This window comes from Streptomyces sp. NPDC001604 (assembly GCF_042893475.1).
Taxonomy (GTDB): domain Bacteria; phylum Actinomycetota; class Actinomycetes; order Streptomycetales; family Streptomycetaceae; genus Streptomyces.
Map to the genome: position 1 here is coordinate 1 of NZ_JBIAUY010000005.1, position 16,048 is coordinate 16,048.

The window sequence follows — 16,048 nt, forward strand, 5'->3', positions numbered from 1 at the left end:
CTGGTCGGCGGCCTGTTCACGCGCTGGTTCCACCGCTGGGCGCTGCTCGCGGGCTGGGCGGTCGGCATGGTCTACGGCACCCTCGCCGCCTACGGCGTCGCCTCCCCGACCAACCCGGGCCAGAAGCACTTCGGCGGCTCCAACGCGAACATCCCGGGCCTCGACGAGATGGGCTACATCGGCCTGACGGCGTTCGTGCTGAACGCGGTGGTCGCGGTGGTGCTCACCTTCGTCCTGAAGGCCCTCAAGGCCCCCGAGGGCGTCGACGAGACGAAGCCGGACGACTACACGGCGGACGCGGGCGACCCGGGCGTCCAGGTGGAACTGCCGCCGGCGACGGCGGGCGCGTCCCACTAACGGATACGGCGATCAGCGGGCCGTCGGAGAAATCCGGCGGCCCGTTGTCGTACCCGTCCGGCAGACTCGGGACCATGGACATCGTGATCAGGCAGGCGGAACCCGGTGACTACGAGGCCCTCGGCGAGATCACCGCTCAGGCCTATCTCCAGGACGGCCTGCTCACCTTCGGGGAAAGCGACTGGTATCTGGCCGAGTTGAGGGACGTCGCCAAGCGGGCGGCCGCCGCCGAGGTGCTGGTGGCCGAGCTGGGCGGCCGGCCGATCGGCGGCGTCACCTACGTCCCGTCCGCCGGCCCCATGGCGGATCTGGCCGGCCCGGGAGAGGCCGAGATACGCATGCTCGCCGTCGACCGGGCAGCCCGCGGCCGAGGCGCCGGAGAAGCCCTCGTACGCGCCTGCATCGACCGGGCAAGAGCCGCGGAGCGCACCGGCATCGTCCTGTGCACCCAGCCGGTCATGCACGCCGCCCATCGCATCTACGAACGCGCCGGCTTCGTCCGCGCCCCCGAGCGCGACTGGAAGCCGATCCCGGGTCAGGACTTCACCCTCCTCGCCTATGAGTTGACGTTCTGACACGCTCCGAAGTCGCCACGACACAACATATGGGGGTGCTACCCACACCCGGCACAAGATGTATGCTCATGCTCGCTGTCGCCGCAGGGGAATCCGGTGTGAATCCGGAACTGTCCCGCAACGGTGTACCCATACGTGTTCGCACACATATGGGCGTCAGTCCGAGGACCTGCCGACAGTGCGCCCGGCCCATCCGGCCCGGGTGCATTGACGTCCGGGCCTCGTGGAGTGGGCCGGTGGACGCGACGCCGTGTGCGCTCGTGCCTGCCCCCTGCCCTCCGCAAGGCCCCCGTGCCGAGCGAGGGAGAGCCTCACGTGACCATCGCGCCAGCAGACCCGGTTTCAGCCAGCGCCGCCGTGGCCGACGACGGTCCCGGTACCGCGCTGCTGCGGACCCTGACCGAGCTGACCGCCGACCTCCCCGACGCCGACCCCGGCCGGGTCGCCGCCGCCGCGCTGCGCGGCCGGTCCGCCCGCGCGGACGAGACGGAGCTGCGCGAACTGGCCACCGAGGCGGCCGCCGGCCTCATCTCGGAGGACCCCGCCTACTCGCAGCTGGCAGCCAGGCTGCTGACGATCGGCATCGCCGCCGAGGCCGCCTCCCAGGGCGTCAGGTCCTTCACCGAGTCCGTCGCCGTCGGCCACCGCGAGGGCCTCATCGCCGATCGCACGGCGGAGTTCGTACGGGTCCACGCCGACCGCCTCGACGCACTCGTCGACCCGCAGGCCGATGACCGTTTCGGCTACTTCGGCCTGCGCACCCTGCACAGCCGCTATCTGCTCCGGCATCCCATCACCCGCAAGGTCATCGAGACGCCCCAGCACTTCATGCTGAGGGTGGCGAGCGGACTGGCCGAGGACGACACCACGCGCGCACTCGAGGAAGTCGAAGCCCTCTACCGGCTCATGAGCCGCCTGGACTACCTCCCCTCCTCCCCCACCCTCTTCAACTCCGGCACCCGCCACCCCCAGATGTCGTCCTGCTACCTCCTCGACTCCCCGCTCGACGAGCTGGACTCCATCTACGACCGCTACCACCAGGTCGCCCGCCTCTCGAAGCACGCCGGCGGCATCGGCCTGTCATACAGCCGCATCCGTGCCCGTGGCTCCCTGATCCGCGGCACCAACGGCCACTCCAACGGCATCGTCCCGTTCCTGAAGACCCTCGACGCCTCGGTCGCCGCCGTGAACCAGGGCGGCCGACGCAAGGGTGCGGCCGCCGTCTACCTGGAGACCTGGCACTCCGACATCGAGGAGTTCCTGGAGCTGCGCGACAACACCGGTGAGGACGCCCGCCGTACGCACAACCTGAACCTCGCGCACTGGGTCCCGGACGAGTTCATGCGCCGCGTGAACGCCGACGCGCAGTGGTCCCTGTTCTCCCCGGCGGACGTGCCGGAGCTGGTGGACCTGTGGGGCGAGGAGTTCGACGCCGCCTACCGCAAGGCAGAGGACGCGGGGCTCGCGAAGAAGACCATCCCGGCCCGTGACCTCTACGGCCGCATGATGCGTACCCTCGCGCAGACCGGCAACGGCTGGATGACCTTCAAGGACGCCGCCAACCGCACCGCCAACCAGACCGCCGAGCCGGGCCATGTCGTCCACTCCTCCAACCTCTGCACGGAGATCCTGGAGGTCACGAACGACGGCGAGACGGCGGTCTGCAACCTGGGCTCGGTCAACCTCGGCGCGTTCGTGGCCGGTGGGGACATCGACTGGGAACGGCTGGACGAGACGGTCCGCACGGCCGTGACCTTCCTGGACCGCGTGGTCGACATCAACTTCTACCCCACCGAGCAGGCGGGCCGCTCGAACGCCCGCTGGCGCCCCGTGGGCCTGGGCGCGATGGGCCTCCAGGACGTCTTCTTCAAGCTGCGCCTGCCCTTCGACTCACCGGAGGCGAAGGCCCTGTCCACCCGGATCGCCGAGCGCATCATGCTCGCCGCCTACGAGGCATCCGCCGACCTCGCAGAACGCAACGGCCCGCTTCCGGCCTGGGAGAAGACCCGCACGGCCCGCGGTGTCCTGCACCCCGACCACTACGACACCGAACTCACCTGGCCGGAGCGCTGGGCGGCCCTCCGGGAGCGCATCGCCGCCGTCGGCATGCGCAACTCGCTCCTGCTCGCGATCGCCCCCACGGCCACCATCGCGTCGATCGCGGGCGTGTACGAGTGCATCGAGCCGCAGGTCTCCAACCTCTTCAAGCGCGAGACCCTCTCCGGCGAGTTCCTCCAGGTCAACTCCTACCTGGTGAAGGAGCTCAAGGAGCTCGGCGTCTGGGACGCCCGCACCCGTGAGGCGCTGCGCGAGGCGAACGGCTCGGTGCAGGACTTCGCCTGGATCCCGGCCGACGTACGCGCCCTGTACCGCACGGCGTGGGAGATCCCGCAGCGCGGCCTGATCGACATGGCGGCGGCCCGCACGCCGTTCCTTGACCAGTCCCAGTCCCTGAACCTGTTCCTGGAGACGCCGACGATCGGCAAGCTCTCCTCGATGTACGCGTACGCCTGGAAACAGGGCCTCAAGACCACGTACTACCTGCGCTCCCGCCCGGCGACCCGTATCGCCCGCGCCGCCCGGGCGACCGTCCCCGTGCAGCAAGCAGCCGACCCCGAAGCGGTCGCCTGCTCCCTGGAAAACCCCGAGTCCTGCGAGGCCTGCCAGTAATGACCACCCGTAACCAGAACCTGCTCGACCCGGGCTTCGAACTGACCCTGCGCCCCATGCGCTACCCGGACTTCTACGAGCGCTACCGGGACGCCATCAAGAACACCTGGACCGTGGAGGAGGTCGACCTCCACTCGGACGTCGCGGACCTCGCGAAGCTCACGCCCGCCGAGCAGCACCTGATCGGCCGGCTCGTCGCCTTCTTCGCGACGGGCGACTCGATCGTGGCGAACAACCTGGTCCTGACCCTGTACAAGCACATCAACTCCCCCGAGGCACGGCTCTATCTGAGCCGGCAGCTGTTCGAGGAGGCGGTGCACGTCCAGTTCTATCTGACCCTCCTGGACACCTACCTCCCCGACCCGGAGGACCGCGCCGCCGCCTTCGCGGCCGTCGAGAACATCCCCTCCATCCGCGAGAAGGCCCAGTTCTGCTTCAAGTGGATGGACTCGGTGGACTCCCTGGACCGTCTGGATTCCAAGGCCGACCGCCGCCGCTTCCTCCTCAACCTGATCTGCTTCGCGGCCTGCATCGAGGGCCTGTTCTTCTACGGCGCTTTCGCGTACGTCTACTGGTTCCGCAGCCGGGGCCTGCTGCACGGCCTGGCCACCGGCACCAACTGGGTGTTCCGCGACGAGACGATGCACATGTCCTTCGCGTTCGACGTGGTGGACACCGTCCGCAAGGAGGAGCCGGAGCTCTTCGACGACCAGCTCGAGCAGCAGGTGACGGACATGCTGCGGGAGGCCGTCGAGGCCGAGCTGCAGTTCGGGCGCGACCTGTGCGGGGACGGTCTGCCCGGCATGAACACCGAGTCGATGCGCCAGTACCTGGAGTGCGTCGCCGACCAGCGCCTCACCCGCCTCGGCTTCGCCCCGGTGTACGGCTCCGAGAACCCCTTCTCCTTCATGGAGTTGCAGGGCGTCCAGGAACTGACCAACTTCTTCGAGCGCCGCCCTTCGGCGTACCAGGTGGCGGTGGAGGGCACGGTCGACCTGGACGAGGACTTCTGACGGCTCCCGGCTGCGGCAGGCCCCGCCTGTGGTAAGCCAGGAGGGTGATCAGCCGCCGCCCTCTCGATGACCAACTCGACGCACTGCGTGGGGTGTTGTCCCGCAACGGCGTCCTGACCGAGGTGCTGGAGCGGACCGCGACGATGACGCTGCCCGGCTGGTACCTCACCGCCGGGTGCCTCTTCCAGACCGTCTGGAACGTCGTCACCGACCGGCCGCCCACCGCCGGCATCAAGGACTACGACGTCTTCTACTTCGACGCCGGCGACCTGTCCTGGGAGGCCGAGGACGCCGTGATCAAGGCCGGCCGGGAGATCTTCGCGGATCTCCCGGCCGAGGTCGAGATCCGCAACGAGGCACGCGTGCACCTCTGGTACCAGGACAAGTTCGGGGTGCCGTGCCCGCCGTACGAGTCGAGCGAGGCGGCGATCGACAGCTTCGCCGCCACGACCTGCTGCCTGGGGGTACGGCTGGAGGCCGGCGGCCGGTGGCGGGTCTACGCACCGCACGGCCTCTCCGACGTCTTCAACCTCGTCGTGCGGCCCAACCCGGTGCTCGCCCCGCGTTCCGTATACGAAGCCAAGGCCGCGCGCTGGCGCGAGCAATGGCCGGAACTGACCGTCCTGGACTGGCCTCGCCGGGACTCGTCCATGGCGGGTCCATAGGGCCTCCATCGGACGGCCATGGACCTCCCACGGAGCGGCAAAGTTCTTCCGGCCCATCTGTTCCGGGCTCCTCGCCTCCGGCTACTTTCTGGCCGTCCTGCCATGTACACACAACACCGGCTCAGGATGTTTCAAGTGTCATGCCCATGACGGCATCGCGCACCGCCGCCGCTACGCGCGTCACAGGCCTGCCACCAGCGTCGAGAACCCCACTCCAACGACGGAGGCAGTAACCCCATGCGTGAGAAGCCCAGACGGAGCCTGCGAAGACTCCTGGCCACCGCCATACCCGCCCTCGCTCTCGGCCTCGCCGGCCTCGTGGCCGCACCGGCCCATGCGGCACCCGCGGCACCCGCGGCACCCGCGGCGACGCACCCCACCCGGACCGCCCAGAACGCCAAGGCACTCACCTCCCCCGAGCGGCAGACGTTCCACTCGACCGGCAAGGCCGGCCAGAAGGTGCCGACCCAGCACCTGTGTGCCGCCGCCGCCCCGGGTCACGCGTCCTGCTTCGCCCAGCGCCGTACCGACATCAAGCAGCGGCTGGCCTCCGCGGTCGCCGCCGCCGCGCCCTCCGGCCTCTCCCCGGCCAACCTGCACAGCGCCTACAACCTGCCGTCGACGGGCGGCTCCGGCCTGACGGTCGCCGTGGTGGACGCCTACAACGACCCCAACGCCGAGTCGGACCTGGCCACTTACCGCTCGACGTACGGCCTGTCCTCCTGCACCAAGGCCAACGGCTGCTTCAAGCAGGTCAGCCAGACCGGCTCCACGACCTCGCTGCCCACCAACGACACCGGCTGGGCGGGCGAAGAGGCGCTGGACCTCGACATGGTCAGCGCGGTCTGCCCGAACTGCAACATCATCCTCGTCGAGGCCAACTCCGCGAACGACACCGACCTCGGCATCGCCGAGAACGAGGCCGTGTCGCTCGGCGCGAAGTTCGTCTCCAACAGCTGGGGCGGCTCCGAGTCCTCCTCCCAGACCAGCGAGGACACCTCGTACTTCAAGCACCCGGGTGTAGCGATCACCGTCTCCGCCGGTGACTCCGCCTACGGCGCCGAGTACCCGGCCACCTCGCAGTACGTGACGGCGGTCGGCGGTACGGCACTGTCCACGTCCTCCAACTCCCGCGGCTGGACCGAGTCGGTGTGGCACACCAGCTCCACCGAGGGCACCGGCTCCGGCTGCTCCGCGTACGACCCGAAGCCGAGCTGGCAGACCGACAGCGGCTGCAGCAAGCGCATGGAGGCCGACGTCTCCGCGGTCGCCGACCCGGCCACCGGTGTCGCGGTGTACGACACGTACGGCGGTTCCGGCTGGGCGGTCTACGGCGGTACGAGCGCCTCGGCCCCGATCATCGCGGGTGTGTACGCCCTCGCCGGCACCCCGGGCTCCAGCGACTACCCGGCGAAGTACCCGTACTCCCACACCAGCAACCTGTACGACGTCACCAGCGGCAGCAACGGCTCCTGCTCCACGGCGTACTTCTGCACCGCCGAGACCGGCTACGACGGCCCGACCGGCTGGGGCACCCCGAACGGCACCACCGCCTTCACCTCGGGCAGCACCTCCGGCAACACGGTGACCGTCACCAACCCGGGCAGCCAGTCGACGACGACCGGCAGTTCGGTCAGCCTGCAGATCAAGGCGAGCGACAGCGCGGGCGCGACCCTCACCTACAGCGCGAGCGGCCTGCCGACCGGGCTGTCGATCAGCAGCTCCAGCGGCCTGATCTCCGGTACGGCGTCCACCGCCGGCACCTACCAGGTCACCGTCACCGCCAAGGACTCGACCGGCGCCTCCGGCTCGACCTCCTTCAGCTGGACCGTCGGTTCCGGCGGCGGCACCTGCTCCTCCACGCAGCTCCTCGGCAACCCCGGCTTCGAGTCGGGCAACACCACCTGGACCGCGTCCAGCGGAGTCATCACCAACTCCAGCAGTGAGTCGGCGCACGCCGGTTCGTACTACGCCTGGCTGGACGGCTACGGCTCCTCGCACACCGACACGCTCTCCCAGTCGGTGACCGTGCCGAGCGGCTGCAAGGCGACCTTCACCTTCTACCTGCACATCGACACCGCGGAGACCGGCTCCACCGCGTACGACAAGCTGACGGTCAGCGCCGGTTCGACCACCCTGGCGACGTACTCGAACGTCAACGCCGCCTCCGGGTACGTACAGAAGTCCTTCGACCTGAGCTCCTACGCGGGCTCGACCGTCACCCTGAAGTTCAGCGGTGTCGAGGACTCCTCGCTCCAGACCAGCTTCGTCGTCGACGACACCGCCGTCACGACCAGCTGATCCCGCTCGATCCTGTGTGACCCGGGCCCCGGCCGCGATCTCCGCGGCCGGGGCTCCGGTGTGGATCCGGACGTCGGGGTCACACGTCACAGAGGTGAGGAGGCCCCCCATGCGCCGAACGATCCGCCACACGACCCTCGCCCTCGCGGCACTCACCCTCGCCCTGGCCGGCTGCGGCAACCAGACCGACAGCGGCAAGGGCGGCGACGGCAACCACGTGTCGTCCTCCCCCACGCCCAGGAAGAGCCCGCCGGCCAGTACGACACCGAGTCCCTCGGGCGGCTGCACGACGTCGTCGACGCTCGGCGCCGCCGACAGCGGCCGTACGGTCTGTATGGCGGTGGGCGACACCCTCCGGATCAGCCTGGACGGAACCGCGAAGCGGCCCTGGAAGCCGGTCACCGCGAGCGGCTCGGTGCTGCGGGCCACCAACAGCGGCTTCGTCCTGCAGCCCGGGGATGCGAGCGCCGCCTTCACGGCCGTGGCGGACGGGAAGACCCGGCTGCAGTCCACGCGGCCGCTGTGCGCCGCCCAGCCCGGCCGGGTCTCGTGCCTGGGGATTCAGGAGTGGTGGGTCACCGTGGTGGTGAAGTAGCGCGGCCGGCGGGCGGGACGGCCCGCGGGGCCGCGGTCCTCGGCCTGCCGGCGGGCCTGCTCGGCCTCGCGGATCTGCCGGTCGATGCGACGGTCGCGCGCGATACCGAGCACGGACGGGAGGACCAGGAGAACGAGGAGGGCGAGAACGGTCAGCATTCCGATCAGTCCTTCGAGGTGTGCCGTATCCATGGACACCACTGTCGCGCCGATAGCTCCTGACAAACAGTGGCAGGACTGCCGTAGACCCTCGAAATACTGCCACCAGCGGGGCACACTGGTGGCATGCTGCAGAACGTCGCCGCCGTCGTCCTGGACGGTGTGAACCCCTTCGAACTGGCCGTCGTCTGCGAGGTGTTCGGCACCGACCGCAGCGACGACGGACTGCCCGTCTACGACTTCGCGGTCGCCTCGGCCGAGGGCCCGGTGCTGAGCACGCGCGCCGGCTTCTCCATGAACGTCGGGCACGGTCTGGAGCGGCTGGAGGAGGCCGACCTGATCGCCGTGCCGGCCGGCGCCTGCTTCGAGACCCGGGAGTTCCCGCCCGAGCTCCTGGACGCCCTGCGGCGCGCGGCAGGCCGGGGCGCCCGGATCCTCAGTGTCTGCTCCGGCGTCTTCGTGGTCGCCGCGGCCGGGCTGCTCGACGGCCGGCGCTGCGCCGTGCACTGGCACCACGCCGAGGAGCTGGCGCGGGCGTACCCGCAGCTGACGGTCGAACCCGACGTCCTGTACGTGGACGAGGACCCGGTGATCACCTCGGCGGGCACCGCGGCCGGCATCGACGCCTGTCTGCACATCGTGCGCAAGGAGCAGGGCCCGGAGGTCGCCAACAAGATCGCCCGGCGGATGGTGGTGCCCCCGCACCGGGACGGCGGGCAGGCGCAGTACATCGAGCGCCCGCTGCCCCGCTCGCACGGCGACACGGTCGCCGAGGTGCTGGTGTGGATGGAGCGGCACCTGGACGAGGAGGTCACGGTCGAGCAGCTCGCCGAGCGCGCCCACATGTCGCCGCGCACCTTCGCCCGCCGCTTCCAGCAGGAGACGGGGACGACTCCCTACCGGTGGATCCTGCGGCAACGCGTGCTGCTGGCCCAGCGGTTGCTGGAGGGGACGGACGAGACGGTGGACGCGATCGCGGGCCGGGCGGGGTTCGGCAACGCGGCCGCGCTGCGCCACCAGTTCGTCCAGGCGATCGGGACGACCCCGAACGCCTACCGGCGCACCTTCAGGGGCCCGGAGGCGGCCGCCTGACCGTCAACCGGGTGCCTCAGTCGTTCGCGACGACGGGGTAGCGCGGCTCGTTCTCGGCCATCTGCCTGAGCGCGTCCTTGCGCTCCCGCTTGGACAGGCGGTCGATGTACAGGTAGCCGTACAGGTGGTCGGTCTCGTGCTGCAGGCAGCGGGCGAAGTAGCCGGTGCCGCGGACCTTGATCGGGTTGCCCTTCTCGTCCTGGCCGGTCACCTCGGCGTAGTCGGGACGGGCCAGCGGTGCGTACGCGGTCGGCACGGACAGGCAGCCCTCGTTGCTGTCGTCCAGGCGGCGCCGCTCGGCGGGCAGGTCGACCAGCTTGGGGTTGCAGACGACACCGACGTGCCGGACGCCCTCGTCGTCGCCGCAGTCGTAGACGAAGACCTTCAGGTCGACGCCGATCTGGTTGGCGGCCAGGCCCACGCCCTCGGCGGTGCGCTGCGAGGCGAACATGTCCGCGACCAGCTGCTGCAGCTCCTCGCCGAACTCGGTGACGTCCTTGCACTCCTTGTGCAGCACCGGGTTCCCGACGACGGTGATGGGCCGCGAGGTGCCCCGCTCACGCCAGGCGTTCTCGCGCTCCTCCGTGTTCTCGGTGTCGACGACGAACCCCTCGTCGTCGACGGGGAGCACGCCCCCGTGCTGCTGCTCGGTGTCCTGCTGGGCCATGACCGACGTATGCCTTCCTAGAAAACAGGGGTGTGATGCTGCTACAGGGTACGGGGAAGCGCCCCTCAAGGGGCGCGGGACTGTGTCGATATGCGGCTTCGCCGCGTGGGCGCGACCAGCCACGACGAGCCCGCAGTCGGCAGGGGCGCTCAGCAGACCTCTTCCAAATCCCGCCAATCCCTGGAGTCCGGGCTGTCGGCAACCCACCCGTCCAAGAGCCCCCTGACCAGGGAAGCCGGAGCAGCCACGCCACACTCCCGCTCAGGCACCCAAAGCTGCCCGTCGGTCCGATGCCCCAGCGGCCCGGGATGCCCAGGCTCACTGTGGTCATGGGGGTCAAGATGCTCCCCGTCACCCTCATCCGACGGCATCCGAGACTCCGAGCACATACGGCACAGCAGCCGCACCGAGGACGACCAGTCCTCCGCGGCAAACCCCGCGTCCGCGGCAAGCTGCTCCAGCGCATCCCGATCCGCCTCGGTGGCGGCTTCGAGCAGCACCACCCACGTCGGCACAGGCGAAGGCGCCCACAGCTCGATCTCGTCGAACACCGGGTACGCATGCCCGGCGGCGGTCGTCCGCTCGCCATGGGGCACCCCGTCGTGCAGCACGACCTCACCCCACCGCCGCCCGGACGACGGCAGCGGGATCGACAGCACCTCGATACGCGCGGGGTCCAGCCGCCGCCCCCACACCACCTCGGCCTCCCCCTCCGGGGACAGCCGTACGGCAGCGCTGCCGAGCTCCATGCCGACGGGCTCGCCGTTCGCGGCGGCGGCCCCGGGCACCCGCAGCCCGTACGCCTGCCAGGCCCGCCGGGCCAGCGGCCAGTCCTGCAGGGCGGTGGCCGCGATGCCGACGTTCCACCAGTCGGGGGCGCCGGTCTCCCGGTCGAGCAGCGCGACGGCCCGCAGGCCTGCCGCGCGGGCCTGCTCCCAGTCGTGCCGGAACTTGTGCAGCAGGGCGAGGTTGAACCAGGACTCGGAGAGCCAGGGCTCCAGGTCGGCGGCACGTGTCAACAGAGCGCCCGCGTCCTCGTACCGGCCGTCGCCGATCAGCGTGAACGCCCGGTCGGTGGCCTGCCGCCAGGAGGCGGAGGGCCGGTGCCGTCCCTTGCCGAAGATCCTCACGATTCCCTGCCAGTTCCGTGGAGTGGGCTGGCTAGTGCTGCCCCCGGACACACCCTCTCATTCGCATCCAACCACGTACGGCTGGAAGGGCGCTCATTACCCATGGGTTACCCAGCCGCAGGCAGGGTCAGACAGTCCCGCGCGAGGACCCGGGCCAGCGATTCCACCACTTCGGGCGCATAGTCCCCTGCGGTGGCGAGCCGCAGCTCCTCCAGCGCCGTGAGGGGCCCGCCGGGCCCCGCGTCGCGTGCTTTCTCGTCGTAGGCGTTGACGGCCCGCACGATCCGGGCGGCAAGGGGCTGCTCCCGGTAGGGGTCGGCCTGCCGCTCCACGACCACGGCGACCGCCGAGTCGACCCCGGTCTGACGTACGACGGCCCCGCCGAGCAGGGCGATACGGCGCTGCTCGGCCGCGGGCAGTCCGGCGGTGGCGCCCGCGGGCACCGGGTCGACCAGGCTGAGCTGGCCGATGTCGTGCATGAGGGCGGCGTACTCCAGCACGGTCAGTTCCGGCCGGGTGAGCCCGAGGTCACGTCCGACGGCACGGCTGAGGGCCGCCACCCGGCGGGCGTGCCCGGCGGGGGTGTACCCGGCGATCTCGGTGGCGCGGGCGAGGGAGGTGATGGTCTGCCGGTAGGTGGTCCGCACGGCCGCGTACCGCTTGAAGGAGAGCTGGGTCAGCAGCAGCGGCAGCGAGAACACGGGCAGCGCCCACAGTCCGACGACGGCGACCGCGAGGGCCATCACCGCGCCCGTGGCGCACACGGCGGAGCCGATGCCGAGGAGGGCGTGCAGTTCGTCCCGCAGCAGCGGGCCGAAGGGCCACCGGGTGCGGGAGTGGGCGAGCGCGGCGGCGAGCACGGCGTCGCACAGTGCGGTGAGCGCGAGGAGGGCGAGGAGCAGCAGGGCATAGGCGGGGCCGTGCCATTGGCCGAACGCGCCCCGGTTGTACAGGGGTTGGAAGCAGACGGCGGCGAATCCGACGGTCAGCACGCGCCGCGCGAGGTGGTCGAGCACGGGTCCGCGTCCGCGGGCGATGTGCGGCACACTGCCGATGAGGGCGGCGGCGAGGACGACGGCGACGACCTGGGGGACACCGTGATGGGTGGGCTTCCCGGCATCCTCCCCGAGCAGGGCGTACGACATCGCGCCCGCGGCCCCGAGCGGCGCGGCCTCCCTGACCCGGGCACCGGTCCAGCGGCTGAGCTCGCCGACGGTGACGAGCAGCCCGAAGGCGAGAGCGGTGGGCCGCTCCTCCAGGCCGGTGCGGTGGGTGACGGCGAGGGAGACGGCGGCGAGGAGGCCGGCACAGGCGTGGATGACGAGCGTGAGCGGTGGCCGGCCACTCATCCGAGCCCTCCGTGCCTACTGGCAACGGCCACCCCACGCCCGTGCAGACGGGGCTGCTCCGCCCCGGCCACCGGGCGCTCACACCCCCGCGGCCCACTGGAGACAATCCCGGCGGGCACGGGCACGCAGGGGCGCGTCACAGCGGTCATCGGGCGCTCACCCCCGGGCCCCCGGTCGGCTGGAGACGGCCGCGGCTGGTGCGGGAACGCGGGGCTGCTCCTCCGCGGTGACTGCGGGATGCCAGCCGGACCGGGCGAGCGCCTGTACCAGTGCCGCGACCATGCGGGGGTCGAACTGTGCCCCCGCGCACCGCTCCAGCTCCTCCAGGGCGGCCGGGACCGGCCGGGCACGCCGGTAGCAGCGCGTGGACGTCATCGCGTCGAAGGCGTCCGCGACGGCCACCACGCGGGCGGATTCTGGGATCTGGCTTCCGCGCAGCCCGTAGGGATAGCCGCTGCCGTCAAGGCGTTCGTGGTGGTGGAGCACGGCGGCCCTGGCCTCGCCCAGAAAACCGATTCCGCGCACCATTTCGTGGCCGTACTCGGGATGCAGCTCGATCACCCGGCGCTCCTCGGGCGTCAGCGGCCCGTCCTTCCTCAACAGCCGCGTGGGGACGCCGAGTTTGCCCACGTCGTGCAGGATCCCGGCGAACCGCAGGACCTCGACGCGCTCGTCGTCCATGCCGAGTTCCCGGGCGATCATCATGGAGGCCTGGCCGACCCGTTCGCTGTGGCCGCGGGTGTACTCGTCCTTGATGTCGACGGCCTGCACCAGCGCCCGGATCGTCGCCTGGTGGGCGGCGCGCTCCCGGTGGTACTGCGTGAACACCCACCAGGACACGCACATCGGCAGCAGTACCAGCAGCGCGGCGACGGGCCCGTACGGGCTGCGCCACAGGACGGCCATCATCAGCCCGGCGAGACCGTGCACCACCACCGGCGCCAGCGACCGTACGAACAGCCCGCGCCAGGCCCGCCGCACCGGCACCCGCTCGGCCAGCGCGCGGATCCCGCCGTCGAGGGCGGTCAGCACCAGGCAGAAGGCCAGGACCGCTGCGCCCGCGGGCACGAGTACGCAGGGGAAGTCGGAGGCGACGACCGCATCCCGCCCGCCGAGCGACCAGTGCACCCGGCCCGCGGCCCACACGCCGAGCACCAGTTGGGCGGCGCGCCAGCACCGCCGCAGCCGCCGCGGCCGCTGGTCGACCCGGGACAGCAGCGCCCCCGGCAGCGCGACCAGCGCGGCGGCCGGGGGCGGCAGCAGAAAGGCACCGGCGAGCAGCACCGGGTAGAACGTTCCGGCAAAGCGCCATCGGGCGGCGGCCTGCTCACAGCCGGCGTAGAGCAGGGCGAGCAGGGCGACCGCCCGCCAGGAGGTGTGGACGGCGAGCAGCGGAAGCAGGCAGAGCAGCGCGCCGAGGACCGTACAGGCGACGTAAGCGCGTGCCCCTGCCGGAACCGCCTCCATCATGCTCCTCCCGGCCGAACCTCTCCGGGTGAGGAGACTAGGACGGGCCGGGGGGCGTCCGCGGGCTTATGAACCGCGGATTAGCACGTTCGAGTGACGACAGCCCGTTCCAGGCATTTCGGACGAAGGTCCGGGGGAGTTCAGGACTCCTGCGGGGTCGCGGTGACGTCGTGCTCGGGGACGGTCTGTCCGGAGCGGATCAGGTCGAGCCGCCCCAGGACCTTGGCGCGCAGGTCGGACGGTACGTCGTCATGGCCGCAGCACCGCTTGACCAGCTTCTTCACGGCCTGCTCCAGACCGTACTTCTCCAGGCAGGGCGAGCACTCCTTGAAGTGCTGCTTGAACTTGTCGCGATCGACGTCCGGCATCTCACTGTCGAGGAACTCGTAGAGATGGTCGAGGACCTCACTGCAGTCCGTCTCGTGCGGCTCTCCGCAGCTCATGAGCCCGAGCCTTTCGCTTCGTCCGACTCTCCGGCGCCGGCCGGGACCAGTCCGCGCTCGCGCGCGTAGTCCTCGAGCATGCCGCGCAGTTGACGGCGGCCCCGGTGCAGCCGGGACATCACCGTACCGATGGGTGTCCCCATGATGTCCGCGATCTCCTTGTACGCAAAGCCCTCGACATCGGCGAGGTACACGGCGATGCGGAATTCCTCGGGGATCGCCTGGAGTGCTTCCTTCACGTCCGAGTCGGGCAGGTGGTCGAGCGCCTGCGACTCCGCGGAGCGCAGACCGGTCGACATGTGCGACTCGGCGCGGGCGAGCTGCCAGTCCTCGATCTCCTCGGCCGCGGAACGCTGGGGTTCACGCTGCTTCTTGCGGTACGAGTTGATGAAGGTGTTGGTGAGGATCCGGTACAGCCACGCCTTGAGATTGGTGCCTTCGCGGAACTGGTGGAAGGACGCGTACGCCTTCGCGTACGTCTCCTGCACCAGGTCCTCGGCGTCGGCAGGGTTGCGCGTCATGCGCAGTGCGGCCGAGTACATCTGGTCGAGGAATTCGAGCGCGTCCCGCTCGAAGCGCGCGCTGCGCTCCGTGGTCGACTCCGCGCTGACGCCCTGGCCCTCGGGCAGCTCCGCCTGGCCGTTGTCGGTCCCTGCGTCGATCCCAGTGACCGGACCCACCTCCTCAAGATTCCGGGCAGCACCGAAACCGGTGTCGCCAGAATCGGAGGATAGACGACGACCCGTCCCCGCCGCCCCTCGAATAGGGGTGGTCTTGGCCGCAGTCAGCACCGTCCAGTCCAGGTCAGTGCGGCTGCTGCGGCTCGGGCATACGGTCGAACCCATGCGGCGGACTTCCTCTCCCACGACGATCGGTGCTGGTCTCCAGCACTTCTGTCCGCCTCAACAGTGGCCACCCGCGCGGCATTCCCCGCCGTCACCCGAGTGACGCGGTCCACTGGCCGACACCGTCCGTGATGATCTCCAGCGCCTGTTCCTGCGTGATCTCCGCCCGCTTGGGCACGGCGAACCCGTGATCGCCGTACGGGACCCCGACCAGCTCGTACGGCCCTTTCGGGAACTCCTCGGGCCGTCCGAAGGGGTCGTTCCCGCCCTGTACGACGAGGGTGGGCACCCCGGACCCCAGCAGTTCCTCGGCGCGGGACTTCTCCGGCTTGCCCGGCGGGTGCAGCGGGAAGCTGAGGGCGAGGACGGCACGGGCACCGAGCTCGACGGCCGTACGGCAGGCGACGCGGGCGCCCGCGCTGCGTCCGCCCGAGACCACCGGCAGTCCGGGCCCGGCAAGAGCGGGCCAGATCCCGCGCCAGCCGAGGTCGAGCGTCTTGGGAGCGGGCGCCAGCTTCTTGCCGGCCACCCGCCAGGGCTGCTCGACGAGGGCGACGGTCACCCCGTGTCCCGGCAGGACCCGGCCGAGGGCCTGGAGGTCCCGTGCCCCGATGCCGCCGCCGGCGCCGTGGCTGACGGCGAGGACGAGCCGGGGCTGCGCCGCGTGGCGCCAGGTGATGCGGGCCGGACCGGCATCGGTCTCGACGTCCTGTGTCACTTC

Annotated in this window: 15 protein-coding genes, 1 pseudogene and 1 riboswitch; of the genes and pseudogenes, 8 read left to right on the forward strand and 8 right to left on the reverse strand. The window is 70.8% G+C overall.

From position 1 onward, the window contains the following. The 7 genes and pseudogenes from ACFY1E_RS15930 to ACFY1E_RS15960 form a co-directional block, all read left to right on the forward strand. A pseudogene (locus ACFY1E_RS15930) lies at window positions 1–357 on the forward strand (sodium:solute symporter); the annotation flags it as partial. A gap of 74 nt (window positions 358–431) precedes the next feature. Continuing rightward, window positions 432–932, forward strand: coding sequence for a GNAT family N-acetyltransferase (locus ACFY1E_RS15935; protein WP_389076049.1), 501 nt, complete (start codon window positions 432–434; stop codon window positions 930–932). Window positions 933–964: 32 nt separating this feature from the next. Next, window positions 965–1,124: riboswitch (cobalamin riboswitch) on the forward strand. 123 nt (window positions 1,125–1,247) lie between these two features. After that, the gene (locus ACFY1E_RS15940; protein ID WP_389076052.1) at window positions 1,248–3,602 is read left to right on the forward strand and encodes a ribonucleoside-diphosphate reductase subunit alpha; all 2,355 of its coding nucleotides are present in this window, start codon (window positions 1,248–1,250) and stop codon (window positions 3,600–3,602) included. Beyond that, complete coding sequence (locus tag ACFY1E_RS15945) at window positions 3,602–4,615, forward strand: ribonucleotide-diphosphate reductase subunit beta (protein ID WP_389076054.1); 1,014 nt, start codon at window positions 3,602–3,604, stop codon at window positions 4,613–4,615. The genes ACFY1E_RS15940 and ACFY1E_RS15945 overlap by 1 nt, the downstream gene beginning before the upstream one ends. 44 nt (window positions 4,616–4,659) lie before the next feature. Further along, entirely contained in the window at window positions 4,660–5,280 is a 621-nt protein-coding gene (locus ACFY1E_RS15950; protein ID WP_389076055.1) for a nucleotidyltransferase family protein, read from the forward strand. 237 nt (window positions 5,281–5,517) lie between these two features. Then, window positions 5,518–7,581, forward strand: coding sequence for a putative Ig domain-containing protein (locus tag ACFY1E_RS15955; protein WP_389076058.1), 2,064 nt, complete (start codon window positions 5,518–5,520; stop codon window positions 7,579–7,581). 109 nt (window positions 7,582–7,690) lie between these two features. Continuing rightward, window positions 7,691–8,176: a hypothetical protein gene (locus ACFY1E_RS15960; RefSeq protein WP_389076060.1), complete on the forward strand. Its 486-nt coding sequence runs from the start codon at window positions 7,691–7,693 to the stop codon at window positions 8,174–8,176. Here the strand turns inward: ACFY1E_RS15960 and ACFY1E_RS15965 are convergent. Further along, window positions 8,143–8,367, reverse strand: coding sequence for a hypothetical protein (locus tag ACFY1E_RS15965; protein WP_389076062.1), 225 nt, complete (start codon window positions 8,365–8,367; stop codon window positions 8,143–8,145). The genes ACFY1E_RS15960 and ACFY1E_RS15965 overlap by 34 nt on opposite strands. Window positions 8,368–8,460: 93 nt before the next feature. Here ACFY1E_RS15965 and ACFY1E_RS15970 point away from each other — a divergent pair, with 93 nt between their 5' ends. Beyond that, window positions 8,461–9,426, forward strand: a complete 966-nt coding sequence (locus ACFY1E_RS15970; protein WP_389076065.1) for a GlxA family transcriptional regulator — start codon at window positions 8,461–8,463, stop codon at window positions 9,424–9,426. Window positions 9,427–9,442: 16 nt separating this feature from the next. Here ACFY1E_RS15970 and def read toward each other — a convergent pair whose 3' ends face one another. The 7 genes from def to ACFY1E_RS16005 form a co-directional block, all read right to left on the reverse strand. Beyond that, the gene (gene def / locus ACFY1E_RS15975) at window positions 9,443–10,093 is read right to left on the reverse strand and encodes a peptide deformylase (protein ID WP_389076067.1); all 651 of its coding nucleotides are present in this window, start codon (window positions 10,091–10,093) and stop codon (window positions 9,443–9,445) included. A 149-nt stretch (window positions 10,094–10,242) separates the two neighbouring features. Next, complete coding sequence (locus ACFY1E_RS15980) at window positions 10,243–11,223, reverse strand: hypothetical protein (protein WP_123967367.1); 981 nt, start codon at window positions 11,221–11,223, stop codon at window positions 10,243–10,245. Window positions 11,224–11,330: 107 nt separating this feature from the next. Further along, window positions 11,331–12,572: an HD-GYP domain-containing protein gene (locus ACFY1E_RS15985; RefSeq protein WP_389076070.1), complete on the reverse strand. Its 1,242-nt coding sequence runs from the start codon at window positions 12,570–12,572 to the stop codon at window positions 11,331–11,333. Between the two features lie 156 nt (window positions 12,573–12,728). Beyond that, the gene (locus ACFY1E_RS15990) at window positions 12,729–14,039 is read right to left on the reverse strand and encodes an HD-GYP domain-containing protein (RefSeq protein ID WP_389076927.1); all 1,311 of its coding nucleotides are present in this window, start codon (window positions 14,037–14,039) and stop codon (window positions 12,729–12,731) included. Window positions 14,040–14,179: 140 nt separating this feature from the next. After that, window positions 14,180–14,482 (reverse strand): mycothiol system anti-sigma-R factor, encoded by a 303-nt coding sequence (gene rsrA, locus ACFY1E_RS15995; protein ID WP_389076073.1) that lies wholly within the window; start codon window positions 14,480–14,482, stop codon window positions 14,180–14,182. Beyond that, on the reverse strand, window positions 14,479–15,162 hold the full coding sequence (gene sigR / locus ACFY1E_RS16000) for an RNA polymerase sigma factor SigR (protein WP_389076075.1): 684 nt from the start codon (window positions 15,160–15,162) through the stop codon (window positions 14,479–14,481). The genes rsrA and sigR overlap by 4 nt, the downstream gene beginning before the upstream one ends. Before the next feature lie 256 nt (window positions 15,163–15,418). Further along, a complete protein-coding gene (locus ACFY1E_RS16005; RefSeq protein ID WP_389076929.1) occupies window positions 15,419–16,045 on the reverse strand; it encodes an alpha/beta family hydrolase in 627 nt (208 codons plus the stop codon). Window positions 16,046–16,048 lie beyond the last annotated feature (3 nt).

What these genes read in the sequence shown, in the direction of transcription:
- ACFY1E_RS15935 (WP_389076049.1), top strand. Translation starts at nt 432, where the DNA reads ATGGACATCGTGATCAGGCAGGCGGAACCCGGTGACTACGAGGCCCTC.
- ACFY1E_RS15945 (WP_389076054.1), top strand. Translation starts at nt 3,602, where the DNA reads ATGACCACCCGTAACCAGAACCTGCTCGACCCGGGCTTCGAACTGACC.
- ACFY1E_RS15955 (WP_389076058.1), top strand. Translation starts at nt 5,518, where the DNA reads ATGCGTGAGAAGCCCAGACGGAGCCTGCGAAGACTCCTGGCCACCGCC.
- ACFY1E_RS15960 (WP_389076060.1), top strand. Translation starts at nt 7,691, where the DNA reads ATGCGCCGAACGATCCGCCACACGACCCTCGCCCTCGCGGCACTCACC.
- ACFY1E_RS15965 (WP_389076062.1), bottom strand. Translation starts at nt 8,367, where the DNA reads ATGGATACGGCACACCTCGAAGGACTGATCGGAATGCTGACCGTTCTC.
- ACFY1E_RS15970 (WP_389076065.1), top strand. Translation starts at nt 8,461, where the DNA reads ATGCTGCAGAACGTCGCCGCCGTCGTCCTGGACGGTGTGAACCCCTTC.
- def (WP_389076067.1), bottom strand. Translation starts at nt 10,093, where the DNA reads ATGGCCCAGCAGGACACCGAGCAGCAGCACGGGGGCGTGCTCCCCGTC.
- ACFY1E_RS15985 (WP_389076070.1), bottom strand. Translation starts at nt 12,572, where the DNA reads ATGAGTGGCCGGCCACCGCTCACGCTCGTCATCCACGCCTGTGCCGGC.
- ACFY1E_RS15990 (WP_389076927.1), bottom strand. Translation starts at nt 14,039, where the DNA reads ATGGAGGCGGTTCCGGCAGGGGCACGCGCTTACGTCGCCTGTACGGTC.
- rsrA (WP_389076073.1), bottom strand. Translation starts at nt 14,482, where the DNA reads ATGAGCTGCGGAGAGCCGCACGAGACGGACTGCAGTGAGGTCCTCGAC.